The following is a 26,719-nucleotide window of genomic DNA, read 5'->3' on the forward strand; positions in this document are numbered from 1 at the left end:
CTGCCGCACTCGTTGCCCGCCGCGGCGTTGCCGGCGCCGATGACGTTGACGCTGTTGCCGCACACGTTCACCGGCGCGTCGACCGGGACCTGGACGTGGTTGCCCGAGGCGATGCCGGGCGAGCCGCCGGTGTGTCCGCTCGCGTGGGAGCCGCCCGTACCGGAGTGCCCACCGGAGCCGCCGCCGTTGGCGCAGTGGTTGCCCACCGCGGGGTTGAGGATCCCGACGACGTTCACGGTGTTGCCGCAGACGTTCACCGGGGCGTGTACCGGTGCCTGGACGACGTTGCCGGACAGGATGCCCGGCGCGTTGGAAGCGGAGCCGACGGCGCCCGCGTCGGCGTGGGCATAGCCACCGGCGGCGGCGATCACCCCGGTGGCGGCCGCCACGGTCATCAAGCCCTTGCGGGTGCTCTGTCGCATTGCTGAATTCCCCCTGCCTTGTTCTTCAAATGACTTCGGTTCACTCGCGCGAAGACCGGTCGGCCCCGGAGCGCATGGCGGGCGCTCCGGGGCCGACGGCAAGGACGTCCCTCAGAGTGCGGACGTCACTTGTTGACGCAGGAGTTGCCGAAGGCAGGGTTCAGCAGCCCGATCACCGAGATCGTGTTGCCGCACACGTTCACCGGCACGTGAACGGGCGCCTGGACGACGTTGCCGGAGCCGATACCCGGGGAGTGCACGGCGGCACCCTGGGCGCCCGAGTGGGCGGCGGCCATACCCGCACCCGCGAGAACCAGACCACCGGTGGCGGCCGCAGCAGCGACGACCTTCTTGATCATTATTCCTCCTTGTTGGCAAATGCGATCTCATGTCGCTGATCGCATTACCTGTAACGAGGAGGGAGTAATGAAGCTACGAGCCTATGGTCGCATTCACCCTTCTCAGTCGAGCTCGTACGAGCGCCCGAATTACCGTGTCACGAGGCGTCGATGAACCGGTCCAGCACGCGCACGCCGAACTTCAGTCCGTCCACCGGGACCCGCTCGTCCACGCCGTGGAACATGCCGGCGAAGTCCAGCTCCGGGGGCAGCTTCAGCGGCGCGAAGCCGAAGCCGCGGATGCCGATGTCGTCGAAGGACTTGGCGTCCGTGCCGCCGGAGAGCATGTACGGGATCGCCTTGGCGGCCGGGTCCTCGGCCACCAGCGCGGACTGCATGGCCTCCACCAGCGCCCCGTCGAAGGTGGTCTCGACGGCCTTGTCGGCGTGCACGTCCTCCCGCTTCACCCTGGGTCCGAGGATCCGGTCGAGGTCGGCGAGGAACTCCTCCTCGTGCCCGGGCAGGAAGCGCCCGTCGACGTGCGCGGTGGCCTCGCCCGGAATGACGTTGACCTTGTAACCGGCGCCCAGCTGGGTGGGGTTGGCCGTGTTGCTCAGGGTCGCGCCGATCAGCTTGGCGATGCCGCCGAGCCGGGCGAGGGTCGACTCCATGTCCTCCGGGTCCAGCTCGGTGCCGAGCGCGTCGCCGAGCTCGTCGAGGAAGGCCCGGGTGGTCTTGGTGACCCGCACCGGGAACCTGTGCCGGCCCAGACGTGCCACGGCCTCCGACAGCTCGGTGATCGCGTTGTCCCGGTGGATCATCGACCCGTGCCCGGCGGAGCCGGCCACGGTCAGCTTCATCCAGTGCATGCCCTTCTCGGCCGTCTGGATCAGATACAGCCGCCGCTGCTCGCTGACCGTGAACGAGAACCCGCCCACCTCGCTGATCGCCTCGGTGACGCCGTCGAAGAGCTCACGGTGGTGGTCGACGAGGTACCGCGCTCCGTACGTGCCCCCCGCCTCCTCGTCCGCGAGGAAGGCCAGCACGATGTCCCGGGGAGGCCTGCGCCCGCTGCGCAGCCGGTCGCGCACGACCGCCAGCGTCATCGCGTCCATGTCCTTCATGTCGACGGCCCCGCGTCCCCAGACGCAGCCGTCCGCGACCTCGCCGGAGAAGGGGTCGTGGGTCCAGTCGGCGGCGTTGGCGGGTACGACGTCCAGGTGGCCGTGGATCAGCAGCGCGGGCCTGGACGGGTCCTCGCCCTCGATACGGGCCACCGTCGACGCCCGCCCGGGGTGCGACTCGAAGATCTTCGGCTCCAGGCCCACCTCGGCGAGCTTCTCGGCGACGTACTCGGCGGCCGTGCGCTCGCCCGGGCCCGAGTGGTCGCCGTAGTTGCTGGTGTCGATCTGGATCAGCTCGCGGCAGAGGTCCACGACCTCGTCCTCGCCGGTGACGCCCTTGGCCGTGTCCGTCTCGCTCACGCTGCTTCCTCCCGCTGTCACTGCTGGTGGTCACTGCTGCTCGTCCCCTTCATCCTCCCTCTCCGCCCGCTCCGGTCCCAAGACCGGCCCGGGCCCGTCACACGCCGTTCACGCCCGGACCGGGACCGGGACGGGGTGTGATCGGCCCTCTCGGAAAGCCTGGTAATGTTTCCTTCGTCGCCGCGGGGGAAACCCCGCACGACAGACACCTTGTCCGGGTGGCGGAATGGCAGACGCGCTAGCTTGAGGTGCTAGTGCCCTTTATCGGGCGTGGGGGTTCAAGTCCCCCCTCGGACACCAGCTGAGACCCCTGTTCATCAGGGGTTTTCTGCTTTTCCGGGCTATGGCGTGACCAACCACGTGACCAACAGCCTGGAGATTCCCCAGGTCAGACCAGGGATGACAGGCCGAGTCGGCCCGCACCGGAGGCGGCCAGCTTCCGCGCCCCGTCCTTACGAGAGTGGCCGTACCGGGCCATGGTGTAGCCCGGCGAGTGGCGATCATGACCTTGTGTTCGCCCGTGACGGCTTCAAGCTCTACCGGGGCGAGGCTGGAGGCCCTCAGGACCCGGAGAAGGTTTCCGCCCGCTGGCGGACCCTGCGGACGCGGCTGAAGCTCCCCGAGGAGTTCCGTATCCACGACTGGAGACACAGCAAGGTCACGAACGATCTGGAGGCCGGAGAGAACCCCGTAGAGGTCTCCGCCAACGTCCGGCACGACCCAGGCGGAGCCGAGACGTGCACGCTCGGCGCCCTGCCGCTCCTTCTGCCACTTGATGACGACCCCGTGACCCTGCCGGAAGTGGACGGCCGAGACGTGGCTGACGCTTACGGGTGGGCGACGGCCCGGCCGCGTGTGATCACGCTCGGGGAGGGCGCCCGGCCCTTGTGGCGGATCGTACGGCGGTACGCCCGGATCCTCGGTGAGGCCCTGCCGGAAGAGCAGGCAGCGTTTATCGAGCGGACCGCAGAACAGACGCTCAGGGTTGCGGCCTGCCTGGCAGCGTCTGAGTGCTCCGAGCAGATCACGGAAGAGATGCTGTCAGCCGCTTCACTCTGGTTCGGCGGTCGGTACAGGACGCCGTACGGATCACCAAGGGGGCCACCTCCCCGAAGGTGAAGCGGCAGCCGCTCAGTCTCGCGGACAAGGTTCGGGCCCGAATCGAGATGCACGGCGGTCGGGCCACGTCCTCTCAGGTGCTCCCGTTCGTCGGGGCAACGGCCGCTGAGGTCAAGGCACTTCCCGGAATCGTCGTGACCGTGGAGCGGTCGGGCAAGACGGGCCGACCGGCCACCGTTTTCTCACTCCGCGGTGACGGTTCTGAAGACGAGTGTTGACAGAAACGGTTGCGGAGCCGATGCCGGCCAGTGCGGAGGGTGAACAGGGGCGCGCAACGGTTGTCCGTCTGGATGCTTACCGTCCGGAACCGAACCGGGCCCTGGAGCCCGCGCCGGTCCTGAAGCGGTCGGTTCGCCCGCCGGTTTCCGTGACCGAGCGGCCCGAACCGCTCGGAGAGAACCCGTTCCGCGCACTGCTGTAGCAAATCAATCAGCCCCCGGACTACTTCCCGGGGGCTTCGTTCTTTCAGCGCTGTCCGTAGTCACGGGCCAGGAGTCTCATCTCCTCGCCCCTCCTTCACTGGAGCCCCTCTTCTCGTTCACGGATCAACCACTTATGATCACCGATCACACGAACCATGTGGGGGGTGCATCTACATGCAAACGATCACTGAACGCTACGGTCGGAGACGTCTGACCATCTTCTTCGTCGCCGTCTTCGTCGACTGGGCGTGGTCGGCTGGATCAAGATCAACTCTACCAACGACGGGCCGCCGTCCTGTGCTCAGAACTTCATCGGCGTGAGGGCGGACGACGCCGAGACGCGCAACAAGATGGCGGAGTGCGACACCGAGGTCGAGCAGTGGTGCGACAAGCACCACCCGGGCGACGGCAATGACTGCTACGTCAATGTTGAGGAGACCGGTGAGTACACCGTCAAGGATTGACGCACGTGTTCCCTAGGAATAGGAGACGCCGACAACACCGCGTTTGGACGTGGTTGTGTGTCCTTGAGGCCAACGATGGCTGTTGCGTGTACTGCGGTAGGCCGTCACAGACGATGGATCACGTCATCCCGTTCTCGGACGGGGGAGCGGACGATATGTCGAACCTCGTGCCAGCTTGCCGCAGTTGCAACTTGAGCAAGGGCGACAAGACTCCGATGGAATTGTTCATTGGATGGGACCTGCGCCACCGGTGGAGTGGGAACGGCACAGCCCAGAAGTCAGACTTCGGCGATAAGGGTCTTCGGGACATGTATCTGTCGGTACATGAAGGAGTGCTGGGGCTGCTCGATGACCTCGACACGGTTGCAGCCGAGATAGCAGACCCGAAACGCCGATCGTGGTTCCTCCGCGAAACGCCCGGGAATTATCCCTACGACCTAGGCGTGGGTTGGTACCGCGCGTGCTACGCCGAGAAGGTTGCAAAGGCCAAAGCGGAAGGATGGCCGGACCCGACTCCCGAATGGCCGCGGCGAAGTAGTACCTAAACAAAGAAGAGCCCCCGGCCGAAGCCGGGGGCGATTTATTTCCTTCTCGCAGCCCGAGGTGGAACCCTCTACCTCAGTCAGTGGGCTGCTGCGCTCGGAACCGAGCACTCTGAGCCTCCTTCGTGGCCTGAAACTTCGCCACGCGCTCATCGGACTCGATCTTGAACCGTTGGGTCTCCGCGTCCAGGGCGTCCCTGCGCCGCTGAGTGGTGGCGTCAATCTTTGCCTTGGCGACGGTGGCGGCGGCGGTCACAGAGGCCGCTACTGCGCCGCTCGCGAGGATCTCATTGAACAGTTCAGGCTCGGCCTGACGTTGAAGTGCCTGGGTGGCGCTTTCGATGGCCCTTTGCTGAGCAGTGCCAGTAGGGCTAACGCCGCGCCGAAGATTGGCCAACCGACCCCGGACATCGCCCGGCGCTCTGGAGACCTGAGGGCCTGACTCGGACCTCCAGAGCCCTTGGGGGCTGTCGGACGGGGAGTTGGACGTCGGTTGCCCGTGGGGCCGTGGCCGTCGAGGTAGGGGCGCCCGAGGTGCGCCATCAGGCGGGGCTGAGCGGCCTTCATCCTCGTTCGATGCAGCGCAGTTGTTGGCCTGGCTAATGTGCCAACTCCAGGCGATCCGCGGATCAGCTACCTCGTGTTCAGACACATTGCCAGCGTAGCGACGCCAGGGAGGCCATGGGAGCATGAAGGCGAAAGTGCCCTTGGCCCATAAGGCCGTTGGGCTGTCAGGCCGTGAAAGACGGCTGGACAGCGGGAGCCGGCGCGGCAGGGCTTCGCCGTAGTCGCGTGACGCCAAGTTCATGACGATATGCCAGCTCCGGCACCACCGGAGGGAAGAGCATCGCAGCAAGCCTCCGCCGCAACGCCTGCGACCCTCGTCGCCCCCTCGCACTCCTCGGCCTCGGCTGATCGCGAACCGGGCGTCCTGCGGGTACGCCGAAGTCCCGGGCATGAGGCCTTCCAAGTAGAACTTCCTGCGGATGATCTTCTCGCTTTGACGGGCGAATGAGCAGCGAAAACCACCATAAAGGTCACGCGGCAATTCCAGGATCGCCACAAAGAGGGCAAGGGAACGAGGAATGGTGGCACTCAGTGCCATTTCTGAGCCTCGCTGGTGACCCCGAGTGCACTCTCTCGGGCCTACTTGGGGATAGTAGAGGTCTGTAGGGAAATCCAGCTCTACAAGCGACTTGATGGAGGGTCAGCGAATGGAGCCCGAGCAGAACGCCCCGGTCCTGGACATCCGTGTTGGTGGTTTCCGGATGACCGTGCAGCGCGTCCCCGTGCGGTTGTTGACGGCCCTGATCACCTGTGCCGGGTCGGCGATCACCGCTTGGATCACCGCTCGGTGAGCGCACAGCGGAAGGTGGGGGCAGGATCGCCGCGGGGCTACCGCCGAGTCGCCCCCGGACGTCAAGCAACTACGCCAACGCCCTGGCCGGCGCGATGGGCGCCGACTCGGCAGGAGCCGCAGCAGCGGACTTGGCCTGAAGACGCTCGATCTTCTGAAGCGCGAGCTGGCCAGCTTCAGCGAGAGCCCACGCAGTGGCGGTCTTCTGGTCCTGCTTCCGCTCGTGAATCGCAAGCAGCTGCGCGTTCAGCCGCTTGATATTACGCAGCCCCAGCGTCCTTACCGGTGCGGGCCGGGGTCACGCACCCCTCGGTACAAGGGCCGCCGCACGCCTGGACGAACGAGGTCCCGCTGATGTCGAGCGCGTACAGGTCGGTTCCGTTCTGCATCACTGCACCTTCCTGCTCAACTAATCGCGGCCATGACTGACCGCCGCCGCCCGTGCCAGGCGGGAGTCCAGGTCCCCCATAACTGCGGCAGGGGCTCTACTCGGCGCGAACGACCATGGCGAACGACGTCCTGATGCGTCGGAAACCGGCGTGCCCGGAGCGGCCCGTGTGGCTCAAGCACTCCACATCGACGGACGCCGACTCGGTGGAAGGTGTCGCTGTCCACTTGCAGTGCAGGCATTCTGCTTCGAAGGTGACGTCTGTGTCAGGGTGCTCGGTAATCCTGTGCATCACGTAGCGCATGGCTGTTCTGATGCTCACACCACACCCCTACGGCTCCGCGCGTTGGCCTCAGCGACTCTGCTGCTCAGGGCCTCTGTCGGCCTACTGGGTGCCTTGTAGTCAGGACACTTCGGGCTCCCGCACTCGCACCGGGGCCAGCGCAAAGCCGAACTGGGCGCCATGTCAGCGCCCTCGGGGCCAGGGTCGCTCTTCTGCACCATGAGCACCCCGTTTACGCCGAATGCACCGGAGAGGCGCGAGAGGAACTGCCGAGCCTCACTGCTGCCCAGACGATCAGCCGCTTCGGTGTCCCGCGCCTTGCTCTCGCCCATTGCACCGCGCCCTCCCGATCGATTCCGTGTCGATGTGCCGACCGTAGGAAGCGGCGAGTGTCCGGCTCCACAAACTTGCATGAGCTTGCATCCCAATTGGCCTTGCTGATGGCGGTATTGACGCTGTCTCTGCAGTTCAACGAAGCTTATGCAAGTCCGAGCAAGCAGGTATCGACCCCGACACAGACCGGGACCACTGCCCCACCGTGTGGGCGGATGCGGAAGCTCAGGAGATCTTGTTGCAAGGGTGGAAGCCGAGCCCCGAGACTCAAGCGCAGTGCGAGGCAAGCAGCCCCGCGAACGGCTCGGTGCCCGACAGTGAAGCCATCGTCAGGATTCCGGCCCGGATGATCCCGATGATCAGGGAGGCGTGTGATGCCGTCGAGCGTGCCCAGCTTCGCTGAGCTGCTTGGCCAGTGCGAGCGGTCCGCCGTCCACCTGGAACTGCGTGACTCCTATGCCCCAACAGATCGGTTCGAGGCATGGAAGCGGGGCGAGCGGATCAATTGGGAGGACCGCGAATCCTGGTGGCACCCGTACGATCAGTTGATCACGGACACCGTGGCCCGGGGTGTGGCGATCCGCCGGGCCCGAGTGATCTCCGAGCCCGTATCGGACTACATCCGCTGGGAGCACTACGTCACCCGCGCCAACGTCACGGCGGGTGAGGAAGTGCGGTGGTTGCCACGGAGGCAGGCCACGAGTATCCCCTTGCCGGGGAATGACTTCTGGCTGTTCGATGGTGCGCTGCTCCGGGTGCATCACTTCTCAGGTGACGGCGCGGTGGTGGAGGACGAGATTACCGCGGACCCGGGAGCCGTGAAGCTATGCTCGGCTGCTTTCGAAGCGGTCTGGGAGCGAGCAATCCCGCACCACCTGTACAAGATCTGACGAAAGCCAGCTCCGTGCCCACACACCCGTCTTCACGCGTTCAGCAGGCCCGCGAAGAGCTGGCCGGCCGTATGCGTGAGATCCGGAAGGATGCGGGGATCAGCGGGCGGGAGCTGGCCGTCAGGTGCGGCTGGTCAGAGTCGAAGTCATCCCGGATCGAGAACGCTAAGACACCACCCTCTGACGCGGACATCAAAGCGTGGTGCCGAGCGTGCGCCGCTGATGATCAGGCCCCGGACTTGATCGCGGCTAACCGACAGTCCGCCGATGCCCATGTGCAGTGGAGGCGACTCCAGCGGAGCGGTCTTCGCCGCCTGCAAGAGTCCACAGGTGATCTGTACCAACAAACAAAGACGTTCAGGGTCTACGTCTCCGACGTGATTCCCGGATTCCTCCAGACGCCCGGGTACGCCGCTGCCCTGCTGTCGTCCATCGCAGACTTCCGAGGAACCCCGGACGATGTGAGTGACGCCGTGGCGGCCCGCATGAGGCGTAATGGGGTGCTGAGCAACGGCGCACGCCGGTTCTCGTTCGTACTGGAGGAGTCGGTGTTGCGGTACCGGCTGTGCAGCGTCGAGACGATGGCAGCGCAGCTTGGCCACCTCCTCGGGGTTATGGATCTCCAGAACGTCGCCGTGGGGATCGTCCCATTTTCGACGCAACGGACCATGTGGCCCATGCCCACCTTCACGATCTTCGACGACACCAGAGTGCACGCGGACACGCTGGACGCTGCCGCCACCCTCACGCAGCCCAGCCAGGTCGAGCTGTACGCCCGAGCCTTTGACCGACTCTCTCAGGGGGCCGCGCGGGGAGCTGCGGCACGTTCCCTGATAGCAGGTGCATTGGCATCCCTGGACTGAGTGGGCGTGGTTCTCGAACGGGTTGGCCACGTGACCAACGCATGACCAACAGCGGTCGGGAACGGGCAGAAACAGCAGGTGAGCATGACCAACCCTCACAGCCTCGAAGGGCGCCGAGAGGGTACGTTTTCGCAGGTCAGTCAGCTAATGGGCCGATGCCCGAGTGGAGAGTTCAAGTCCCCCCTCGGACACACGAGATGAGCGAGGGTCGCGACCACTGGTCGCGGCCCTCGCTTCGTTGTGTGGGCCATCTCTCGTCGGCTCGAAGATCACGCAGGTCAGCGTGGCCCGCCCTCTGCCCCAACGGCCCCGAACGGCCGTGCCCAGTGGCCGGCAGAAGGGGGCGAGCCTAGCGTCGTACTAAAATTTCCGGCTTGTTACGAGGCTGGACCGGACAACCCCAGGCAGACCTGCGGGCCCGCCGGCGCCCCGGAGGCTTCCGGGATCGAGACGCGAGGACCGATGGCAGCCATACACGAGAGCAGTGCTCTCGGCCTGCTCGACGAAGAGATCCGCGAACGGTTCGGTGACAGGGCACGTTTCTCCGGGGGCCCGGCGGCCTCTCCCCGCACGCTGGTGGACGTCTTCGAGGCATCCGTGCGGACGTACCCGGACGAGCTCGCCCTCGACGACGGCACGACCCGCCTCACCTACCGCGGGCTCGCCGTCGAGGTGGAGCGGCTGCGGCACCGGCTGGGCGCCGCGGGTGTCGGTCTGGGCGACCGGGTGGGCGTGCGGGTTCCGTCCGGGACCAACGAGCTGTACGTGGCCGTCCTCGCCGTCCTGGCCGCCGGTGCCGCCTACGTTCCCGTCGACGCCGAGGACCCCGACGAGCGGGCCGAGCTGGTGTTCGGGGAGGCGCGGGTGCGGGCCGTGGTCGGGGCCGGGCAGGAGATCACGGTCCACGGCGTCTGCGACGTCCCCGCCGGCCGCCCCGGCATCGAGCACGACGCCTGGATCATCTTCACCTCCGGGTCCACCGGGAAGCCGAAGGGCGTCGCCGTCACACACCGCAGCGCCGCCGCGTTCGTGGACGCCGAGGCCGCGCTGTTCCTGACGGAGGAGCCGATCGGGCCCGGGGACCGGGTCATGGCGGGGCTGTCCGTGGCGTTCGACGCGTCCTGCGAGGAGATGTGGCTGGCCTGGCGGTACGGGGCCTGTCTGGTGCCCGTGCCCCGGTCGCAGGTGCGCAGTGGTGCCGACCTGGGGCCCTGGCTGGTGGAGCAGGAGATCACGGTCGTGTCCACCGTGCCCACGCTGGCCGCGCTGTGGGAGCCCGAGACCCTCAACGACGTACGGCTGCTGATCTTCGGCGGTGAGGCCTGCCCGCCGGAGCTGGCGCAGCGGCTGGTGACGGAGGGGCGCGAGGTGTGGAACACCTACGGGCCCACCGAGGCGACCGTGGTGGCGTGCGCCTCGCTGATGACGGGCGAGGAGCCCGTGCGGATCGGGCTGCCGCTCGACGGGTGGGAGCTGGCCGTCGTCGACGAGGGCGGAGAGCCCGTGCCGATGGGCGGCAGCGGGCAGTTGGTGATCGGCGGGGTCGGGCTGGCCCGGTATCTCGATGCCGAGAAGGACGCCGAGAAGTACGCCCCGCTCACCTCGCTCGGCTGGGAGCGCGCCTACCGCAGCGGTGACCTGGTGCGGGCCGATCCCGAGGGGCTGGTGTTCCTCGGGCGGGCCGACGAGCAGATCAAGCTCGGCGGGCGCCGGATCGAGCTCGGCGAGGTGGACGCGGCGCTGCAGGCGCTGCCCGGTGTGGCGGGAGGCGCCGCCGCCGTGCGCACCGCCCGCAGCGGCAATCAGCTCCTCGTGGGTTACGTGGTCACCCAGGACGGCTGGGACCACACGGCGGCCGTCGAGAGGCTGCGCGCCGAGCTGCCCGCGGCCCTGGTCCCGCTGCTCGCCCCGGTGGACGAGCTGCCGACCCGTACGTCCGGGAAGGTCGACCGCAACGCCCTGCCCTGGCCCTTGAAGGGGGTGGAGGCGCCCGCGGCGCAGCTGTACGGCACCGAGGCCTGGCTCGCCGAGCAGTGGGCGCAAGTGCTGGGCATCCCGGTCATCGGTGCCTCGGACGACTTCTTCGCGATCGGCGGCAGCAGCCTGGCCGCCGCCCAGCTCACCACCCGGCTGCGCACCCGCTACCCGAGCGCCGCCGTGCTCGACATCTACCAGCAGCCCACCCTGCGCAAGCTGGCCCGGCGCCTGGAGGCCTCGGCGCAGGACGACGGCGCGCGGCGGACGGTAACGCCGGTCCCGGTCCGTGCCCAGGCTGTGCAACTGCTGCTGCTCTTCCCGCTGTTCACGCTGCTCGGGCTGCGCTGGACGGTGGTCCTGGCCGCGGCCGGGAACCTGCTGCCCGCGTACTCCTGGCTGCCGACCGCCCCTTGGTGGCTGGTCGCGGCCGGGGCGCTGCTGTTCTTCAGCCCGCCGGGACGGATCGCGCTCGCCGCGGGCGGGGCGCGGCTGCTGCTGCGGGGCGTGCGGCCGGGCCGGTATCCGCGCGGCGGGAGTGTGCACCTGCGGCTGTGGACCGCCGAGCGGCTGGCCGAGTTCACCGGGGCGACCGCGCTGACGGGGTCCTGGCTGGAGCGGTACGCGCGGGCGCTGGGGGCGCGGATCGGGCCGGACGTGGACCTGCATTCGCTGCCGCCGGTCACCGGCATGCTCAGGCTGGGGCGCGGGGCCGCGGTGGAGTCCGAGGTGGATCTGAGCGGGCACTGGCTGGACGGGGACCGGCTGGAGATCGGGCCGGTGAGGGTCGGTGCGCACGCCGTCGTCGGGACGCGCAGTGCGCTGTTCCCGGGCGCGCGGGTGGGCAAGCGGGCCGAGGTGGCGCCGGGTTCGGCGGTCACCGGGCAGATTCCCACCGGGCAGCGGTGGGCGGGCGCGCCCGCGGTGAAGCTGGGCAAGGCCAAGCGCAACTGGCCCAAGGACCGGCCCAGGCGGGGCACGTACTGGCGGGTGATGTACGGCGTGGCGGGTGTGGTGCTGAGCGCCCTGCCCGTGCTCGCGGGTGTCGCCGCGCTGCTGGTCGCCGGGGTGTTCGTGGCGCCCGGGGACGGGCTCGCCGGGGCGGTGCGGGGTGCCGCGGCGGCGCTCGTGCCGGCCACGCTGGCCTTCGGGCTGGCGTACGCGCTGCTGATCCTGGTCGCCGTACGGCTGCTGAGCCTGGGGCTGCGCGAGGGCACGCATCCGACGCACGGCCGGGTCGGGTGGCAGGCGTGGACCGTCACACAGCTGATGGACCGGTCCCGGGAGACGCTGTTCCCGCTGTACGCGGGTCTGGTCACGCCGGTGTGGCTGCGGCTGCTGGGGATGCGGATCGGGCGCGGGGCGGAGGTGTCGACCGTGCTCGCGCTGCCGAGCCTGACCACCGTCGGCGACGGGGCCTTCCTGGCGGACGACACGCTGACCGCGCCGTTCGAGCTGGGCGGCGGCTGGGTGCGGATCGGGCGCGCGGAGATCGGGCGGCGGGCCTTCCTCGGGAACTCGGGGATGACCGCGCCGGGGCGGAGCGTGCCGGACGGCGGGCTGGTCGGTGTGCTGTCGGCGACGCCGAAGAAGGCGAAGAAGGGCACCTCGTACCTGGGGCTGCCGCCGGTGAAGCTGCCGCGCAGCGCGAGCGACGGCGACCAGAGCCGTACGTACGAGCCGCCGGCCCGGCTGCTGTGGGCGCGCGGTCTGGTGGAGCTGTGCCGGATCGTCCCGGTCTTCTGCTCGGCGGCGCTGGGGGTGCTGACGGTGGCGGCGCTGTGTGCGCTGGGCGTGTGGGCCTGGGCGTTGTCGGGTCTGGTGCTGCTCGCGGCGGGTGCCGCGGCGGCGGTCGTCTCGGTCGTCGCGAAGTGGCTGCTGGTGGGGCGGCATCACGCCGGGGAGCATCCGCTGTGGAGCTCCTTCGTGTGGCGCAACGAGCTGGCGGACACGTTCGTCGAGGTGCTGGCCGTGCCGTGGCTGGCCGGGCGGGTGCCGGGAACGCCGGTGATGACGGCGTGGCTGCGGGGGCTCGGCGCGCGGATCGGCCTGGGGGTGTGGGTGGACAGTTACTGGCTTCCGGAGACGGATCTGGTCACCCTGGAGGACGCGGCCACCGTCAACCGGGGCTGTGTGCTCCAGACGCACCTCTTCCACGACCGGATCTTGCGGACGGATACTGTGGTCCTCCGTGAGGGCGCCACGCTGGGTCCTGGCGGGATCGTGCTGCCCGGCAGCACGGTCGGGGCCCGTACGACCCTGGGTCCCGCGTCGCTCGTCATGGCCGCGGAGTCCGTTCCGGACGACACCCGCTGGCTCGGCAACCCGATCGAGGCATGGCGTCCCTGAGCGCGGGCCACTCGGAGCCGGTGAGCGAGGCACCGGTACGGAGTGGCAGCGCGGCGCAGGGAGCGGACACAGCGGTGGCAGTGCAGCAGTCGGCGGGGCGGGACCCGTACTTCCCGGACAACGGTGATCCCCGGTACCGGGTGCACCGTTACGAGCTCGCGCTGGACTACCGCCCGGGTCCCAACCGGCTGTCGGGCACCGCCCGGATCAACGCTATAGCGGGCCGGTCGCCGCTCACCGAGTTCCAGCTCAATCTGGCCGACTTCAGGATCGGCCGGGTCCGGGTCGACGGGCGGCAGCCGCACTACACGCATCGCGGCGGAAGGCTCCGCGTCCGCCCCGCCAAGCCCGTCCGGGCCGGGGCCGCCTTCACGGTGGAGGTGCACTGGTCGGGCAACCCGAAGCCGGTCGCCAGCGCCTGGGGCGGGATCGGCTGGGAGGAGCTGGAGGACGGGGCGCTGGTGGCGAGCCAGCCGGTCGGGGCGCCGTCCTGGTACCCGTGCAACGACCGGCCCGCCGACAAGGCGTCCTACCTGCTGTCGGTGACCACGCCGTCGGCGTACGCGGTGGTGGCGGGCGGACGTCTGCTGACCCGGACCACGAAGGCGTCGACGACCACGTGGGTGTACGAGCAGGCGGCGGCCACGTCCAGCTATCTCGTGGGGCTGGCGATCGGCAAGTACCAGACGGTGCTGCTGGGCGACCCCGGGCCGGACGGCGTCCCGCAGCACGGGCACATCCCCGCCCACCTCCTGCCCCGCTTCTCCCGGGACTTCGCCCGCCAGCCCGCGATGATGGGGCTGTTCCAGGAGTTGTTCGGCCCGTACCCCTTCGACGAGTACGCGGTGGTGGTGACCGAGGAGGAGCTCGATGTGCCCGTCGAGGCACAGGGGTTGTCGCTGTTCGGCGCCAACCACGTGGACGGGGCGCGGGGTTCGGAGCGGCTGGTCGCGCACGAGCTGGCACACCAGTGGTTCGGCAACAGCGTGTCCATAGCCGACTGGCGGCACATCTGGCTGAACGAGGGTTTCGCCAAGTACGCGGAGTGGCTGTGGTCGGAGCGGTCGGGTGGCCGCAGCGCCCAGCACCACGCCGCCTCCGCGCACCGGCTGCTCTCCTCTCTCCCGCAGGATCTGAGGCTGTCCGACCCGGGCCGCAAGCTGATGTTCGACGACCGGCTCTACCAGCGCGGCGGCCTCGCCGTGCACGCGGTGCGCTGCGCGCTGGGCGACGAGGCGTTCTTCCGGATGCTGCGCGACTGGACCCGGCTGCACCGGGGCGGGTCGGTGGGGACGGCCGGCTTCACCACCCACGCCGGCCGCTTCGCGGAGGAGCCACTGGACGACCTGTTCCAGGCCTGGCTCCACGAGACCCGGCTGCCGCCGCTGCCCCTGCCCGGTGCGCGGGTCGCCGTCTAGCACAATGGCGTCCATGACCTCGCGTTCCTGCCCGTGCGGGCTGTCCGAGCCGTACGAGAAGTGCTGTGGCCGCTTCCTGCCCGTCGGTGCCGCCGCCGCGCCGACCGCCGAGGCGCTGATGCGGTCGCGGTACACCGCGTTCGTGAAGGGGGACGCGGGCTATCTGCTGCGGACCTGGCATCCGCGGACGCGGCCCGGGCGGCTCGATCTCGATCCGGGGATGCGGTGGACCGGGCTGGAGGTGCTGGAGACGACCGGCGGTTCGGCCTTCCACTCCACCGGCACCGTGACCTTCCGGGCCTCCTACCGGGGCGGTTCGCTGCACGAGCGGAGCCGGTTCGAGCGGGTGGACGGGGCGTGGGTGTACGTCGACGGGGACTTTCCCCGGTGACCGACCGCGACTGGGACGACGACGGCGACTACCGCGACGCGGTCCGGCGGGCCGAACGTGCGACGCGGTTCGGCTGGGCGACGATCGCCGGGGTCACGGGGCTGCTGGGGTGCGCGCTGATCGCCCTGGCCGTCGCGGTCGTGGCGTGCGTGTACCTCGTGGTGGCCGGGGACTATCCCTAGGTCGTGTCCGGCGGATCAGGGCGCCAGGATGTCCAGTTCCTGGAGGGCGCCGACGGTGATTTCCCTGGTCAGTCGCTCGGCGCGGGGGGCGTCGCCCGCGCGGACCGCCTCGGCGACCTGGACGTGCAGGGTGACGGCGGCCGGGTCGGGGTCCTCGAACATGATCTCGTGGTGGGTGCGGCCCGCGAGGACCTCGGCGACGACGTCGCCGAGGCGGGCGAACATCTCGTTGCCGGACGCGGTGAGGATCACCCGGTGGAAGGCGATGTCGTGGACCAGGTACCCCTGAAGCCTGCGGCCGCGTGAGTTGGCCACCATGCCGAGGGCGCACTCGGTGAGCTCGGCGCACTGCTCGGCCGTGGCGTTGCGTGCCGCGAGGCCCGCCGCGACCGGTTCGAGCGCCGAACGCAGCACGGTCAGCGAACGCAGCTGGTGCGGGCGGTCGGCGCCGGCCAGGCGCCAGCGGATGACCTGCGGGTCGTAGACGTTCCACTCGTGCTTGGGGCGGACCGTGACGCCCACGCGGCGGCGCGACTCGACCAGGTGCATGGACTCCAGGACCCGTACCGCCTCGCGCATCACGGAACGTGACACGTCGAAGCGCTGCGCCAGTTCGTCGGTGCGCAGCACACTGCCCGGCGGGTACTCGCCCGCCGTGATGGCGGGGCCGAGGGCGTCCAGTACGCGGCCGTGCAACCCCCGGCCCGGTGTGCTCATGCACTCAGCGTACGGGGTGGATCACTGAGCCAAAAAGTCAGACTTATTTGTCACAGTCTCTTGAATTCGTCGTACCTAATCGGTTTCAGTGTCGTCGGCGTCCGATGGCGTCGGATGCCGACGAGGACAGCGAGGCAGAGATGCGTATCCCCCACATCCCCCCTGTCGTGGTCGTGATGGGCGTCGCCGGCACGGGCAAGACCACGATCGGTCGGCTGCTCGCCGACCGGCTGGGCGTCCCGTACGCCGAGGGCGACGACTTCCACCCGCCGGCCAACATCGCCAAGATGGCGGCCGGCACCCCGCTCGACGACGCGGACCGGTGGCCGTGGCTCGACGCCATCGGCGCCTGGGCGGACGGGCGGGCCGGGCTCGGCGGGGTGGTCAGCTGCTCGGCGCTGAAGCGGTCGTACCGCGACCGGCTCAGGGCCGCGGCTCCCGGGATCGTGTTCGTGCACTTGGCGGGCGACCGGTCGCTGATCGCGGACCGTATGGCGCACCGCCGGGGCCACTTCATGCCGACCGCGCTGCTCGACTCCCAGTTCGCCACCCTCGAACCGCTCCAGGCGGACGAGGCGGGCGTCGTCGTCGACGTCCGTGGCGCCCCGGAGGCCATCGCCGAACGGGCCGTGGGGGCGCTCGCCGCCCTTCCCGACCCGGCCGTGTAACGCCTGTCGCTCCCCCCACCTCCACACCTGCAAGGGAAACCCGTGACCAGACTCAGCGTCGAGATGCTGGCAGCGGACGCGCCCGCGCCGATCACCTCGGCCGGCCACGCCCAGTTGGGCCTCGCCGTCCTGGCGGGCATCGCCGTCATCATCCTGCTGATCACCAAGTTCAAGCTCCACGCCTTCCTGGCGCTGACCATCGGGTCGCTGGCGCTCGGGGCGTTCGCCGGGGCGCCGCTGGACAAGGCGATCCTCAGCTTCACCACCGGCCTGGGCGCCACGGTCGCCGGTGTCGGCGTGCTGATCGCCCTCGGCGCGATCCTCGGCAAGCTGCTCGCCGACTCCGGCGGCGCGGACCAGATCGTGGACACGATCCTGGCCAGGGCGGGCGGCCGGGCGATGCCGTGGGCGATGGTGCTGATCGCCTCGGTGATCGGCCTGCCGCTGTTCTTCGAGGTCGGCATCGTGCTGCTGATCCCGGTGGTGCTGATGGTCGCCAAGCGGGGCAACTACTCCGTGATGCGGATCGGCATCCCGGCGCTGGCGGGTCTCTCCGTGATGCACGGTCTGGTGCCGCCGCACCCCGGTCCGCTGGTCGCGATCGACGCGGTCAAGGCCAACCTCGGGGTGACGCTGGCGCTGGGCATCCTGGTCGCGATTCCCACGGTGATCATCGCCGGGCCGCTGTTCTCGAAGGTCGCCGCCCGCTGGGTGGACGTACCGGTTCCGGACCGGATGCTCCCGCCGCGTGCCTCGCAGGACCTGCAGCGGCGCCCCGGCTTCGGCGCGACGCTGGCCACCGTGCTCCTGCCGGTCGTCCTGATGCTCTCCAAGGCGCTGGTCGACCTCGTCGTGGACGATCCCGCGAACGGCACGCAGCGTGTCTTCGACGTCGTCGGTTCCCCGCTGATCGCGCTGCTCGCGGCCGTCATCGTTGGCATGTTCACGCTCGGACGCCCGGCCGGGTTCACCAGGGAGCGGCTCTCGTCGACCGTCGAGAAGGGCCTGATACCGATCGCGGGCATCCTGCTGATCGTGGGCGCGGGCGGCGGCTTCAAGCAGACGCTGATCGACTGCGGTGTGGGCCGGATGATCCTGGAGATCTCCGAGGACTGGTCGATCCCCGCGCTCCTGCTGGCCTGGCTGATCGCGGTGGCGATCCGGCTGGCGACCGGTTCGGCGACGGTGGCGACCGTCTCGGCGGCCGGTCTGGTCGCGCCGCTGGCCGCCGACATGTCGACGACGCACACGGCGTTGCTGGTACTCGCCATCGGCGCCGGGTCGCTGTTCTTCAGCCATGTCAACGACGCCGGGTTCTGGCTGGTGAAGGAGTACTTCGGGCTGACCGTCGGGCAGACGATCAAGACCTGGTCGGTCATGGAGACGATCATCTCGGTGGTCGCCGGCGGACTGGTCCTGCTGCTGTCCCTCGTGATCTAGCGCAACGGGCGGCCGACCAGGGAGTCCAGGATGTCGCGGGCCGCGCTCAGGTCGTCGATGGTCGCCGTGATGCGGGCCCGTTCCCGGGCGAGGCCCGCGAGGAGTTCGGGGCACCTGCCGGCCAGGACGACGTCCGGGTCGTCGGCGCAGGGCACGATCTCCGCGATGGCGGAGGTGCCGAGGCCCGCGGAGAGCAGGACCTGGATCCGCCGTACGGTCGTGACGTCCCGTTCCTCGTACTCGCGGTAGCCGCTGGGGCGCCGGTCCGGGGTCAGCAGCCCCTGTTCCTCGTAGTAGCGCAGCGCGCGCGGGCTCGCGCCGGTGCGCCGGGAGAGTTCCCCGATCCTCATGGCGCCGAGTCCAGCAGGGGCTTGACTCTCACGTCAACGTGATTGTCTACCGTCCCGGCATGACGACTTCGAACCAGTCAACTCCCGTCGCGCTGCTCGGCCTCGGCCCCATGGGCCGGGCTCTCGCCGGCGCCTTCCTGACGGCCGGTCATCCCCTGACCGTGTGGAACCGCACCCCGGACCGGGCCGGAGACCTCCCCTCGCGGGGTGCGGTCGTCGCCGCTGATGTCGGTGCGGCGGTGAGCGCCGGCCGGGTGGTCGTCGCCTGTCTGCGGGACTACGCCGCCGTACGGGCCGTCCTCGATCCGCCGCCGGGCGACTGGAGCGGACGCGTGCTGGTCAACCTCACCAGCGGGGAGCCCGCGCAGGCCCGGGCCCTGGCGGAGTGGGCGGCCGGGCACGGCATCCGCTACCTGGACGGCGCGATCCTCACCCCGACCACGGCCATCGGGACACCGTCGGCCGCGGTGCTCTACAGCGGGCCGCACGAGGCCCAGAGGGCCGTACGAGAGGTGATGGCCGCGCTCGGCGGCACCGGCAGGTACCTCGGTGCGGACCCCGGGCGGGCCGTGGCCCACGAGGTGGCGCTGCTCGACCTGTTCGCCACCTGCGTGCACGGCCTGGCGCATGCCTTCGCCCTCGCCGAGGCCGAGGACGTCACCCCTGGTGAGCTGGCGCCGTACGCGGCCGGAATCGGCGCTGTCCTGTCGGAGATGGCGCCGCGCTGGGCACGGCAGCTGACCGCCGGCCACTTCCCCGGCGAACGCTCCACGGTCGCCTCGGCGGCCACCACGCTCACCCACCTGATCGACACCGCCGCCGCGCACGGCCTCGACGTGGCCGCGCTGACCTCCGCCAAGCGGGCCGCCGACCGGGTGGTCGCCGCGGGCCACGGCGCCGACTCACTGGCACGGCTGGCCACGGCGCAGCACGCGGAGGGCGCTGCCTCAGGACGCTAGGACCGCCACAGCGGATGCTCGCGCTCCGCCCACTCCCGGCTCACCGTGCCGGTGCGCAGGCCGCGGCGGGCCTCGGGGTCGGCCAGGGCCATGCCGATGTGGCCGGCGAGGACGATGCCGATGGTCAGGGCCAGCCAGTCGTGCACGAAGGTCGCGCTGGTGCGCCACATCAGCGGGGTGAGGTGGGTGAACCACATCATGAGGCCCGTGCCGAGCATCACCAGCGTCGCCCCGGCGATCCAGGCGGCGTAGACCTTCTGCCCGGCGTTGAACTTGGCCGCCGGGCGGGCCTCGGGCCGCTTGTCGCGGCGCAGGGCGGCGCGCAGCCAGAGCCGGTCGTGCGGGCCGAAGCGGTTGAGGAAGCCGAGGTCGGCGCGGAAGGCACGGGAGGCGAGGCCGAGCAGGACCGGTGCGGGCAGGGCGAGTCCGGCGCACTCGTGGACGCGGACGACCAGTTCGCGGCGGCCGACGAGGACGGCGATCTGGGGGATGTAGAGGCAGGCCGCGGTGAGGACGCACACGCCCATCAGCACGGCCGTCGTCCGGTGCACCCAGCGCTCGGCCCGGCTGAAGCGGTGGATCCGCGCGCTCGGCGGGGCCGGGGTCTCAGCTCGTAGGCTCATCGGTCCGTCCGTTCGAACGCCCCACCCATGCGTCGACGTCGTAGCCCAGCTTCTCCCAGTAGCCGGGCTGGACGCGGTCGGTGACGGTGATGCCGGAGAGCCACTTGGCCGACTTGTAGAAGTACATGGGGGCCACGTACAGCCGGACCGGGCCGCCGTGGTCGTGGCCGATGGCCTTGTCCTGCATGCGCAGGGCGACCAGGACGTCGGGGCGGCGGGCCTGGGCCAGCGTGAGGCTCTCGGTGTACGTGCCGTCGAAGCAGGTGAAGCGGATCGCCTTCGCGCCGTCGCGCACGCCCGCCGCGTCCAGCAGGTGCGCGAGCCGGACGCCTTCGAAGGGGGTGCCCGGAACCCGCCAGCCGGTGACGCACTGCACGTCCTTGACCACCCGGGTCTGCGGCAGGGCGCGCAGGTCGGCCAGGTTGTAGGTGCGGGGCCGGTCCACCAGGCCGTCGACGGTGAGGCGGTAGTCCGCGGGGCCCTTGTGCGGGACGGAGGCGGCCACCGAGTAGTAGCGGAAGCCGCCGCCGTTCGGCAGGAGTCCGGTCAGGCCCGTCGGGTCCTTGCCGGACACGGTGCCGAGGAAGGACTCCAGGCCGTGTTGCAGGGTGGGCGCGGCGACGACGCCGAGGGCGCCCAGGCCGAGGGTGCCGAGGAAGACACGGCGGCCGACCGGGCGGCCCTCCTCCTCGGATGGTTCGGGGTTCACCCATTCATTCGAGCACTCTTGCTCCCCGGGGGGCCAGCGATCGCCGGTTCCCGTCAGAATTCCGTAACCACTTCTCACCTACGTCTCATGGAGGCCTGTGGCGTACGCCATGGCGCCGCCGCCCCGGTCGGCGGACCATGGCGAGTCAACCGCCCGGTTCCGGGTACCCCAGGGGCAACGCCGGCCCTGGGGCGCTACAGTCGGCCACTACGCACTTTGTGGCCCGACCGGATGATCGAGGTACGCAGCGTGTCGGTTCTGGTTCTGATTCTCGCCGTGAGCGCGGCCTGTTGCCTGGGCTTCGGGTTCGTACTGCAGCAGGACGCCGCCCAGAAGGCACCGCTGAGCGACTTCCTGTCGTTCCGGCTGCTGCTCGACCTGATGAAGGTGCCGACCTGGCTGGGCGGCATAGGGCTGATGGTGGCGGGCATGGCCCTGGGCGCGATCGCCCTGAGCCAGGGTGAGATCTCCCTGGTCGAGCCGCTGCTCGCCACGAACCTCCTGTTCGCCCTCGCCCTCTCCCGGCACCGGACCCGGCAGGTGCTGGGCCACCAGGGCTGGGCCGGGCTGGCGTTGCTGGCGGGGGGCGTGAGCGCGTTCATCGTGGCCGGTCAGCCGCGCGGCGGGACCGATGTCACCGATCCGGTCCGGCACTGGCTGATCATCGGCGCCATGGTCGGCGTCGCCCTGGTGCTGACGACGTACGCCAAACGTTCACGGCTGAGCTGGGGTCCGGTCCTGCTGGCGTGCGCGGCCGGGCTGTTGTACGGCGTGCAGGACGCGCTGACCCGGGTGAGCGGCGAGCGCTTCTCCGCGGGCGGGTTCGCGGAGCTGATCACCGGGTGGCAGCCGTACGGGGTGGTCGTGCTCGGTGTCACCGGGCTGATCCTGGTCCAGAGCGCGTTCGAGACCGCCCCGCTGCGTATGTCGCTCCCCGCGCTCACCGCGGCCCAGCCGCTGGCCGGGATCCTGTGCGGGGTGGGCTTCCTCGGCGACCGGCTGCGCACCGACACCGGGGCGCTGGCCTGGGAGGCGGCGGGGCTCGCGGCGATCGTCGCGGGGATCCTGCTGCTGGGGCTGCATCCGGCGATGCCGCGCGGTACGGCGCAGACGCAGCCTGCCCGGGACCTCCAGCCGCGCTGAGCCCGACCGGGGCGGCCTGCGGGGTGCCCCGCGGGGGCGCCCTGCTTTCATGGGGGTCATGAGCGCTGCTGACGAGATCCTCGACATCGTGGACGAGAACGACCAGGTCATCGGGCAGTCCCCGCGCGGGGAGGCGTACGCGCGCGGGCTGCGGCACCGCTGTGTGTTCATCCAGGCCCGGGACTCCGCCGGGCGCGTCTTCGTGCACCGGCGTACACCGACCAAACCGGTGTTCCCCTCCCTCTATGACATGTTCGTCGGGGGTGTGGTCGGGGCGGGTGAGTCCTACGCCGACGCGGCGCTGCGGGAGGCGGAGGAGGAACTGGGGGTGAGCGGGCTGCCCGAGCCGTCGTACCTGTTCAAGTTCCTGTACGACGGCGGGGCCGGGCAGAGCTGGTGGTCGGCGGTGTACGAGGTCCGCTGCGAGCTGCCGGTGCGGCCGCAGGTGGAGGAGGTGGCCTGGTACGGGTTCCTGCCCGAGGACGAGGTGGAGCGGCGGCTCGGGGAGTGGGAGTGGGTGCCGGACGGGCTGGCGGCGTACGAGCGGCTGCGGGCGTTCCGGTCGGCCGGATGACGCCCCGGTAGGGTCGTCCGTGTGATCGAATTCGTACGGAACGTCCGGCTGTGGTTCGCGCCGGAGCAGGTGCGGGCGGACGGCAGCACTCCCGACTACCGGTTCTCGCTGGCGAACGAGCGCACCTTCCTGGCCTGGCTGCGGACCGCCCTCGCGCTGATCGGCGGAGGGTTCGCGGTGGACCAGTTCCTGCCCGACCTGCGCTGGGGCTGGCGCGTCGGGCTGGCGCTGGGGCTGCTCGGGGCCGGCGTGCTGTGCTCGCTGCGGGCGGTCAACCACTGGGTGCGCTGCGAGCGGGCCATGCGGCGCGGCGAGGATCTGCCGGCCTCCCGGTTCCCCGCGGTGCTGAGCCTCGTCGTCGCGGTGGTGGCCGTCGTCATGGTGGTGGTCGTCCTGGCCGGGTGGGCGGGATGACGGGCGGGCGGGACCCGGGGCTGCAGCCGGAGCGGACCCGGCTGGCGTGGCGGCGCACGACGCTGTCGTACGCCGTCGCCTCCGTCCTCGCGCTGAAGACAGCGCTGCACGGGGTGTCGGCGACCGGTGTCGTCGTCTGCGCGCTGTGCGGCGCGCTCTGGCTGGGCTTCCTGTGGATCGCCCACCACCGCATCCGCGCCCTCGCGACCACGACCGCCCGGCCCGCCGCGCTCACCCCCCGGCACGCCGCGGTCGCGGTGCTGTGCACGGTGGCGATGGCGGTGTGCGCCGCGGCGCTCGTCGTGTAGCCCGCGGGCGGCGGCTCGCTACTCCCCCGACCCCGCCGTCTCCCCGGCCTCCACGGTCTCCTCCGACCAGTCCACCGTCACCACGATCTTGCCCCGCGTCCGGCCCTCCTGGCTCAGCCGGTGCGCGTCCGCCGCGCGCTCCAGGGGGAGGGTCTCGCAGACGTGGACCGACACCACGCCCTGTTCCGCGAGTTCGGACAGGCGTCCCAGGTCCTCCGCGTCGGGGCGTACGAAGCAGTAGCGGCCGCCGTAGCTCACGACGTCCGGGTCCGCGATCGACGCCAGGCGGCCCTCGGGGGCGAGCAGGTTCGCCGAGGCCTTCAGCGTGTCGCCGCCGATGGTGTCGAAGGCCGCGTCCACGCCCTCCGGCGCGAGCCCCCGCACCCGTTCGGCCAGGCCGTCGCCGTACGTCACCGGTTCGCCGCCGAGGCCGCGCACGAAGTCGTGGTTGCGTTCGCTCGCCGTACCGATGACGCGGGCGCCGAGGTGGACGGCGATCTGGACGGCGATCGAGCCGACCCCGCCCGCCGCGGCGTGCACCAGGACGGTCTCGCCGCGCCTGACCTCCAGCGCCTTGACGAGCACCTGGTAGGCGGTGAGTCCGGCCAGCGGCAGCCCGGCCGCCTCCTCGAAGGTGAGGTTGCGCGGCTTGCGGGCCAGGGTGCGCACGGGGGCGGCGACGTACTCGGCGAAGGTGCCCCGGGAGAGGAAGTCCTCGCGGACGTAGCCGATGACCTCGTCGCCCACGGCGAACTCGGTGACGGAGGCCCCGGGCCGCACGACGACCCCGGAGACGTCCCAGCCGGGAACGACCGGGAAGGCGGCGTCCAGGAGGGCGTCCAGATAGCCCTCGCGGCACTTCCAGTCGACGGGGTTGACGGCCGCCGCGCGAACTTTCACCAGCACCGAGTCGGGGCCGACCTTGGGATCGCGCACCTCGCCGTACTCGAGTACCTCGGGTCCGCCGTAGCGGCTGTAGTGGATGCCCTTCATGTGACCGACCCTTCGGGGTTCTCGAACACCACGCAAGTGGTATGCCCCGATATGTGGCGTTTGCGTGGCGGCCTGTGCGTCGTCAACGTCAACGTCACCCCTTACCCCCGAAGAGGAAGGCCATGACCACCGGGAGCCGTCGGCCTATCGTGGCACCGATCACGTTCGCTCTGCCTACTGGACGGCATACCGACCGGTCGGCATCATGAGTCGCATCCTGTTCACCCGTTCGTAGGAGCGACGCATGAGCCCCGACCACCCGCCCGGACTCGATCTCGACCGGCTGCGCGGCCTGCTCGACCGCGAGCGGCCCGGCCTGGTGACCGGCCCGCTGACCGGCCGGCTGATCGAGGGCGGACGGTCGAACCTCACCTACGCGGTCTCGGACGGCACCTCGAAGTGGGTCGTGCGGCGGCCCCCGCTGGGCCATGTGCTGGCCACCGCGCACGACATGAAGCGCGAGCACCGCGTGATCAGCGCCCTGCACACCACGGACGTGCCGGTGCCGCGCCCGGTGGTGCTGTGCGAGGACGAGGACGTGCTCGGGGCGCCCTTCTACGTGATGGACTTCGTCGAGGGCACCCCGTACCGCACCGCGGACCAGCTCGCCCCGCTGGGCGAGGAGCGCACCCGGAACGCGGTGTTCTCCCTCGTCGACACCCTGGTCGAACTGCACGCGGTGGACCCCGCCGCGGTGGGCCTGGCGGACTTCGGCCGCCCCGAGGGCTTCCTGGACCGGCAGCTGCGCCGCTGGGGCAAGCAGCTGGACGCCTCCCGCAACCGCGAGCTGGCCGGAATCGACGAACTGCACGCCACCCTCGGACGGCGGCTGCCCGTCTCGCCCGCGCCCGCCGTGGTGCACGGCGACTACCGCCTCGACAACGTCCTGATCGGCCCGGACGACACGATCAGGGCGATCCTCGACTGGGAGATGTCCACGCTCGGCGACCCGCTCACCGACCTCGGTCTGCTGGTGATGTACAGCCGGCCGCTGGGCATGCCCGACTCGCCGGTCTCCACCACCGCCGAGGCCCCCGGCCACCCGGCCCCGGCCGAGCTGATCGAACGGTACGCCGCACGGTCGGGGCGCGACGTCTCGGCCGTGTCCTGGTACACGGCGTTCGCCTGGTTCAAGCTCGCCGTGATCCTGGAGGGCATCCACTACCGGTACACGCTGGGCCAGACGGTCGGAGCCGGCTTCGACCGCATCGGCGAGCTCGTCCCTGTCTTCATCCACCACGGACTGACCACTCTTCAGGAAGGCTGACGGCCATGGACTTCGCGTTCGACGCGCGCACGGAGGAACTGCGCGCCAAGCTCCTCGCCTTCATGGACGAGTACGTCTACCCGGCCGAGCAGGTCGCGGAGGAGCAGCGCGCCGCGCTGGCCTCCCCGTGGGACACCCCGGCCGTGGTGGAGGAGCTGAAGACCGAGGCCCGCAGGCAGGGCCTGTGGAACCTCTTCCTGCCCGACACCGAGTACGGGGCCGGGCTGACGAACCTCCAGTACGCGCCGCTCGCCGAGATCACCGGCCGCTCCCCGCACCTCGCGCCCACCGCGCTGAACTGCGCGGCGCCGGACACCGGCAACATGGAGGTGCTCACCCAGTTCGGCGACGAGCAGCAGCGCAAGCAGTGGCTGGAGCCGCTGCTCGCCGGTGAGATCCGCTCGGCGTTCGCGATGACCGAGCCGGAGGTGGCCTCCTCGGACGCCACCAACATCACCACGCATATCGAGCGGGACGGCGACGAGTACGTCATCACCGGCCGCAAGTGGTACATCTCCGGGGCGATGAACCCGGACTGCAAGATCTTCATCGTCATGGGCAAGACCGACCCCGAAGGCGCGGACATCCGCCGCCAGCAGTCCATGATCCTGGTCCCGCGCGACACCCCGGGCGTCACCGTGCAGCGGGCGATGCAGGTCTTCGGGTACGAGGACCACTCCCACGGCGGCCACGCCGAGGTGGTCTTCGACCACGCGCGGGTGCCGGTGTCGAACCTGATCGGCGAGGAGGGCGGCGGCTTCGCCATCGCCCAGGCCCGGCTCGGCCCCGGCCGCATCCACCACTGCATGCGGCTGATCGGCATGGCCGAGCGGGCGATCGAGCTGATGTGCCGTCGGGCGGCGTCCCGTACGGCGTTCGGCAAGGCGCTCGCCCAGCAGGGAGTGGTGCACAACTGGATCGCGGACGCCCGGGTGACGGTAGAGCAGCTGCGGCTGCTGGTGCTGAAGACCGCCTGGCTGATGGACACCGTCGGCAACAGGGGCGCCCACTCGGAGATCCAGGCCATCAAGATCGCCACGCCCCGCGCGGTCGTCGACATCATCGACCGGGCGATCCAGCTGCACGGCGCGGGCGGGGTGAGCCAGGACTTCCCGCTGGCCGAGCTGTACGCGAGCGCCCGCACCCTGATGATCGCCGACGGTCCGGACGAGGTGCACCAGCGGTCGCTGGCGCGGCGGGAGCTGAAGAAGTACCTCTGAGGCACCGGCCCCGCACCGGCCCCCCCCCCCCCGCTTCCCCGTGCCTTCGTGCGCCGTTGAGTGCGCGCCCCGTCTGTGGTGTCGTACGTCTTTCACGACCGGCCGGTGGCGCGCG

Annotated in this window: 29 protein-coding genes, 1 tRNA gene and 1 pseudogene; 21 read left to right on the top strand and 10 right to left on the bottom strand. The window is 70.3% G+C overall.

Translation table 11 applies throughout. The features are described from left to right. The 3 genes from ACZ7L0_RS32500 to ACZ7L0_RS32510 form a co-directional block, all read right to left on the bottom strand. On the bottom strand, positions 1-422 hold a 422-nt coding region (locus ACZ7L0_RS32500; RefSeq protein ID WP_471246108.1), incomplete at its 3' end, for a chaplin. Positions 423-547: 125 nt separating this feature from the next. Further along, positions 548-781 (bottom strand): chaplin ChpH, encoded by a 234-nt coding sequence (gene chpH / locus ACZ7L0_RS32505; RefSeq protein WP_471246109.1) that lies wholly within the window; start codon positions 779-781, stop codon positions 548-550. 137 nt (positions 782-918) lie between these two features. After that, the gene (locus ACZ7L0_RS32510; protein ID WP_471246110.1) at positions 919-2,244 is read right to left on the bottom strand and encodes a M20/M25/M40 family metallo-hydrolase; all 1,326 of its coding nucleotides are present in this window, start codon (positions 2,242-2,244) and stop codon (positions 919-921) included. A gap of 212 nt (positions 2,245-2,456) precedes the next feature. Here ACZ7L0_RS32510 and ACZ7L0_RS32515 point away from each other — a divergent pair. The 5 genes from ACZ7L0_RS32515 to ACZ7L0_RS32535 all read left to right on the top strand — a co-directional run bounded on the left by ACZ7L0_RS32515 (position 2,457) and on the right by ACZ7L0_RS32535 (position 6,149). After that, positions 2,457-2,544, top strand: a tRNA-Leu gene (locus ACZ7L0_RS32515). Positions 2,545-2,754: 210 nt separating this feature from the next. Next, positions 2,755-3,363, top strand: coding sequence for a hypothetical protein (locus ACZ7L0_RS32520; protein WP_471246111.1), 609 nt, complete (start codon positions 2,755-2,757; stop codon positions 3,361-3,363). Positions 3,364-4,102: 739 nt separating this feature from the next. Then, a complete protein-coding gene (locus tag ACZ7L0_RS32525; protein ID WP_471246112.1) occupies positions 4,103-4,249 on the top strand; it encodes a hypothetical protein in 147 nt (48 codons plus the stop codon). Between the two features lie 86 nt (positions 4,250-4,335). Next, on the top strand, positions 4,336-4,794 hold the full coding sequence (locus ACZ7L0_RS32530; protein WP_471246242.1) for an HNH endonuclease: 459 nt from the start codon (positions 4,336-4,338) through the stop codon (positions 4,792-4,794). A 1,196-nt stretch (positions 4,795-5,990) separates the two neighbouring features. Then, complete coding sequence (locus ACZ7L0_RS32535; RefSeq protein ID WP_471246113.1) at positions 5,991-6,149, top strand: hypothetical protein; 159 nt, start codon at positions 5,991-5,993, stop codon at positions 6,147-6,149. A 265-nt stretch (positions 6,150-6,414) separates the two neighbouring features. Here ACZ7L0_RS32535 and ACZ7L0_RS32540 read toward each other — a convergent pair. Next, a pseudogene (locus ACZ7L0_RS32540) lies at positions 6,415-6,537 on the bottom strand (DUF397 domain-containing protein); the annotation flags it as partial. A 96-nt stretch (positions 6,538-6,633) separates the two neighbouring features. Then, on the bottom strand, positions 6,634-6,840 hold the full coding sequence (locus tag ACZ7L0_RS32545; RefSeq protein ID WP_471246243.1) for a DUF7848 domain-containing protein: 207 nt from the start codon (positions 6,838-6,840) through the stop codon (positions 6,634-6,636). 427 nt (positions 6,841-7,267) lie between these two features. Between ACZ7L0_RS32545 and ACZ7L0_RS32550 the strand changes: the two genes are divergently transcribed. The 7 genes from ACZ7L0_RS32550 (at position 7,268) to ACZ7L0_RS32580 (ending at position 15,219) form a co-directional block, all read left to right on the top strand. Continuing rightward, a complete protein-coding gene (locus ACZ7L0_RS32550; RefSeq protein WP_471246244.1) occupies positions 7,268-7,555 on the top strand; it encodes a hypothetical protein in 288 nt (95 codons plus the stop codon). Then, a complete protein-coding gene (locus tag ACZ7L0_RS32555; protein WP_471246114.1) occupies positions 7,527-8,042 on the top strand; it encodes a DUF6879 family protein in 516 nt (171 codons plus the stop codon). Before ACZ7L0_RS32550 ends, ACZ7L0_RS32555 begins: the two co-directional genes overlap by 29 nt. A gap of 14 nt (positions 8,043-8,056) precedes the next feature. Next, complete coding sequence (locus tag ACZ7L0_RS32560; protein ID WP_471246115.1) at positions 8,057-8,905, top strand: helix-turn-helix domain-containing protein; 849 nt, start codon at positions 8,057-8,059, stop codon at positions 8,903-8,905. A 462-nt stretch (positions 8,906-9,367) separates the two neighbouring features. Beyond that, positions 9,368-13,228, top strand: coding sequence for a Pls/PosA family non-ribosomal peptide synthetase (locus tag ACZ7L0_RS32565; RefSeq protein WP_471246116.1), 3,861 nt, complete (start codon positions 9,368-9,370; stop codon positions 13,226-13,228). A 74-nt stretch (positions 13,229-13,302) separates the two neighbouring features. Further along, positions 13,303-14,646, top strand: a complete 1,344-nt coding sequence (locus ACZ7L0_RS32570; RefSeq protein WP_471246117.1) for a M1 family metallopeptidase — start codon at positions 13,303-13,305, stop codon at positions 14,644-14,646. Positions 14,647-14,659: 13 nt separating this feature from the next. Continuing rightward, positions 14,660-15,037 (top strand): YchJ family protein, encoded by a 378-nt coding sequence (locus ACZ7L0_RS32575; protein WP_471246118.1) that lies wholly within the window; start codon positions 14,660-14,662, stop codon positions 15,035-15,037. Then, positions 15,034-15,219, top strand: a complete 186-nt coding sequence (locus ACZ7L0_RS32580) for a hypothetical protein (protein WP_471246119.1) — start codon at positions 15,034-15,036, stop codon at positions 15,217-15,219. Before ACZ7L0_RS32575 ends, ACZ7L0_RS32580 begins: the two co-directional genes overlap by 4 nt. A gap of 15 nt (positions 15,220-15,234) precedes the next feature. Here ACZ7L0_RS32580 and ACZ7L0_RS32585 read toward each other — a convergent pair whose 3' ends face one another. Next, positions 15,235-15,936 carry a FadR/GntR family transcriptional regulator gene (locus ACZ7L0_RS32585; RefSeq protein WP_471246120.1) on the bottom strand — a complete coding sequence of 234 codons (702 nt, stop codon included), beginning with the start codon at positions 15,934-15,936 and terminating at the stop codon, positions 15,235-15,237. Positions 15,937-16,076: 140 nt separating this feature from the next. On the opposite strand from ACZ7L0_RS32585, the gene ACZ7L0_RS32590 reads away from it, so the two are divergent. Both ACZ7L0_RS32590 and ACZ7L0_RS32595 read left to right on the top strand, forming a co-directional pair. Next, complete coding sequence (locus tag ACZ7L0_RS32590; protein ID WP_471246121.1) at positions 16,077-16,604, top strand: gluconokinase; 528 nt, start codon at positions 16,077-16,079, stop codon at positions 16,602-16,604. Positions 16,605-16,646: 42 nt separating this feature from the next. Then, entirely contained in the window at positions 16,647-18,044 is a 1,398-nt protein-coding gene (locus ACZ7L0_RS32595) for a GntP family permease (RefSeq protein ID WP_471246122.1), read from the top strand. Here the strand turns inward: ACZ7L0_RS32595 and ACZ7L0_RS32600 are convergent. After that, positions 18,041-18,394 carry a MerR family transcriptional regulator gene (locus ACZ7L0_RS32600; protein ID WP_471246123.1) on the bottom strand — a complete coding sequence of 118 codons (354 nt, stop codon included), beginning with the start codon at positions 18,392-18,394 and terminating at the stop codon, positions 18,041-18,043. The two genes, ACZ7L0_RS32595 and ACZ7L0_RS32600, sit on opposite strands and share 4 nt — an antisense overlap. A 59-nt stretch (positions 18,395-18,453) precedes the next feature. Between ACZ7L0_RS32600 and ACZ7L0_RS32605 the strand changes: the two genes are divergently transcribed. Continuing rightward, a complete protein-coding gene (locus tag ACZ7L0_RS32605) occupies positions 18,454-19,353 on the top strand; it encodes an NAD(P)-dependent oxidoreductase (protein WP_471246124.1) in 900 nt (299 codons plus the stop codon). Here ACZ7L0_RS32605 and ACZ7L0_RS32610 read toward each other — a convergent pair. Both ACZ7L0_RS32610 and ACZ7L0_RS32615 read right to left on the bottom strand, forming a co-directional pair. Beyond that, complete coding sequence (locus ACZ7L0_RS32610) at positions 19,350-19,976, bottom strand: cytochrome b/b6 domain-containing protein (protein WP_471246125.1); 627 nt, start codon at positions 19,974-19,976, stop codon at positions 19,350-19,352. The genes ACZ7L0_RS32605 and ACZ7L0_RS32610 overlap by 4 nt on opposite strands. Beyond that, positions 19,960-20,685 (bottom strand): molybdopterin-dependent oxidoreductase, encoded by a 726-nt coding sequence (locus tag ACZ7L0_RS32615; protein ID WP_471246126.1) that lies wholly within the window; start codon positions 20,683-20,685, stop codon positions 19,960-19,962. Before ACZ7L0_RS32615 ends, ACZ7L0_RS32610 begins: the two co-directional genes overlap by 17 nt. A 249-nt stretch (positions 20,686-20,934) precedes the next feature. Between ACZ7L0_RS32615 and ACZ7L0_RS32620 the strand changes: the two genes are divergently transcribed. Genes ACZ7L0_RS32620 through ACZ7L0_RS32635 form a run of 4 tightly spaced genes read left to right on the top strand, consistent with a single transcriptional unit; the run spans position 20,935 to position 23,124 of the window. Next, positions 20,935-21,828, top strand: a complete 894-nt coding sequence (locus ACZ7L0_RS32620) for a DMT family transporter (RefSeq protein WP_471246127.1) — start codon at positions 20,935-20,937, stop codon at positions 21,826-21,828. A gap of 58 nt (positions 21,829-21,886) precedes the next feature. Beyond that, positions 21,887-22,402 carry an NUDIX hydrolase gene (locus ACZ7L0_RS32625; RefSeq protein ID WP_471246128.1) on the top strand — a complete coding sequence of 172 codons (516 nt, stop codon included), beginning with the start codon at positions 21,887-21,889 and terminating at the stop codon, positions 22,400-22,402. A 21-nt stretch (positions 22,403-22,423) separates the two neighbouring features. After that, positions 22,424-22,816: a YidH family protein gene (locus tag ACZ7L0_RS32630; protein WP_471246129.1), complete on the top strand. Its 393-nt coding sequence runs from the start codon at positions 22,424-22,426 to the stop codon at positions 22,814-22,816. Next, positions 22,813-23,124, top strand: coding sequence for a DUF202 domain-containing protein (locus tag ACZ7L0_RS32635; protein WP_471246130.1), 312 nt, complete (start codon positions 22,813-22,815; stop codon positions 23,122-23,124). Before ACZ7L0_RS32630 ends, ACZ7L0_RS32635 begins: the two co-directional genes overlap by 4 nt. Positions 23,125-23,142: 18 nt before the next feature. Here ACZ7L0_RS32635 and ACZ7L0_RS32640 read toward each other — a convergent pair whose 3' ends face one another. Beyond that, positions 23,143-24,117 (bottom strand): NADP-dependent oxidoreductase, encoded by a 975-nt coding sequence (locus ACZ7L0_RS32640; protein ID WP_471246131.1) that lies wholly within the window; start codon positions 24,115-24,117, stop codon positions 23,143-23,145. 244 nt (positions 24,118-24,361) lie between these two features. Here ACZ7L0_RS32640 and ACZ7L0_RS32645 point away from each other — a divergent pair, with 244 nt between their 5' ends. Together ACZ7L0_RS32645 and ACZ7L0_RS32650 are read left to right on the top strand one after the other, a co-directional pair. Then, on the top strand, positions 24,362-25,384 hold the full coding sequence (locus ACZ7L0_RS32645; RefSeq protein ID WP_471246132.1) for a phosphotransferase family protein: 1,023 nt from the start codon (positions 24,362-24,364) through the stop codon (positions 25,382-25,384). A 5-nt stretch (positions 25,385-25,389) separates the two neighbouring features. Then, entirely contained in the window at positions 25,390-26,604 is a 1,215-nt protein-coding gene (locus ACZ7L0_RS32650) for an acyl-CoA dehydrogenase (RefSeq protein ID WP_471246133.1), read from the top strand. Positions 26,605-26,719 lie beyond the last annotated feature (115 nt).

The sequence above is a fragment of the Streptomyces sp. NPDC039424 genome (assembly GCF_055639495.1).

Excerpts from the sequence above, each read along its gene's own strand:
- ACZ7L0_RS32555 (WP_471246114.1), top strand. The coding sequence starts at position 7,527 with ATGCCGTCGAGCGTGCCCAGCTTCGCTGAGCTGCTTGGCCAGTGCGAG.
- ACZ7L0_RS32535 (WP_471246113.1), top strand. The coding sequence starts at position 5,991 with ATGGAGGGTCAGCGAATGGAGCCCGAGCAGAACGCCCCGGTCCTGGAC.
- ACZ7L0_RS32590 (WP_471246121.1), top strand. The coding sequence starts at position 16,077 with ATGCGTATCCCCCACATCCCCCCTGTCGTGGTCGTGATGGGCGTCGCC.
- ACZ7L0_RS32640 (WP_471246131.1), bottom strand. The coding sequence starts at position 24,117 with ATGAAGGGCATCCACTACAGCCGCTACGGCGGACCCGAGGTACTCGAG.
- ACZ7L0_RS32625 (WP_471246128.1), top strand. The coding sequence starts at position 21,887 with ATGAGCGCTGCTGACGAGATCCTCGACATCGTGGACGAGAACGACCAG.
- ACZ7L0_RS32585 (WP_471246120.1), bottom strand. The coding sequence starts at position 15,936 with ATGAGCACACCGGGCCGGGGGTTGCACGGCCGCGTACTGGACGCCCTC.
- ACZ7L0_RS32565 (WP_471246116.1), top strand. The coding sequence starts at position 9,368 with ATGGCAGCCATACACGAGAGCAGTGCTCTCGGCCTGCTCGACGAAGAG.
- ACZ7L0_RS32600 (WP_471246123.1), bottom strand. The coding sequence starts at position 18,394 with ATGAGGATCGGGGAACTCTCCCGGCGCACCGGCGCGAGCCCGCGCGCG.
- ACZ7L0_RS32605 (WP_471246124.1), top strand. The coding sequence starts at position 18,454 with ATGACGACTTCGAACCAGTCAACTCCCGTCGCGCTGCTCGGCCTCGGC.
- ACZ7L0_RS32610 (WP_471246125.1), bottom strand. The coding sequence starts at position 19,976 with ATGAGCCTACGAGCTGAGACCCCGGCCCCGCCGAGCGCGCGGATCCAC.
- ACZ7L0_RS32635 (WP_471246130.1), top strand. The coding sequence starts at position 22,813 with ATGACGGGCGGGCGGGACCCGGGGCTGCAGCCGGAGCGGACCCGGCTG.
- ACZ7L0_RS32575 (WP_471246118.1), top strand. The coding sequence starts at position 14,660 with ATGACCTCGCGTTCCTGCCCGTGCGGGCTGTCCGAGCCGTACGAGAAG.
- ACZ7L0_RS32650 (WP_471246133.1), top strand. The coding sequence starts at position 25,390 with ATGGACTTCGCGTTCGACGCGCGCACGGAGGAACTGCGCGCCAAGCTC.
- ACZ7L0_RS32645 (WP_471246132.1), top strand. The coding sequence starts at position 24,362 with ATGAGCCCCGACCACCCGCCCGGACTCGATCTCGACCGGCTGCGCGGC.
- ACZ7L0_RS32545 (WP_471246243.1), bottom strand. The coding sequence starts at position 6,840 with ATGCGCTACGTGATGCACAGGATTACCGAGCACCCTGACACAGACGTC.
- chpH (WP_471246109.1), bottom strand. The coding sequence starts at position 781 with ATGATCAAGAAGGTCGTCGCTGCTGCGGCCGCCACCGGTGGTCTGGTT.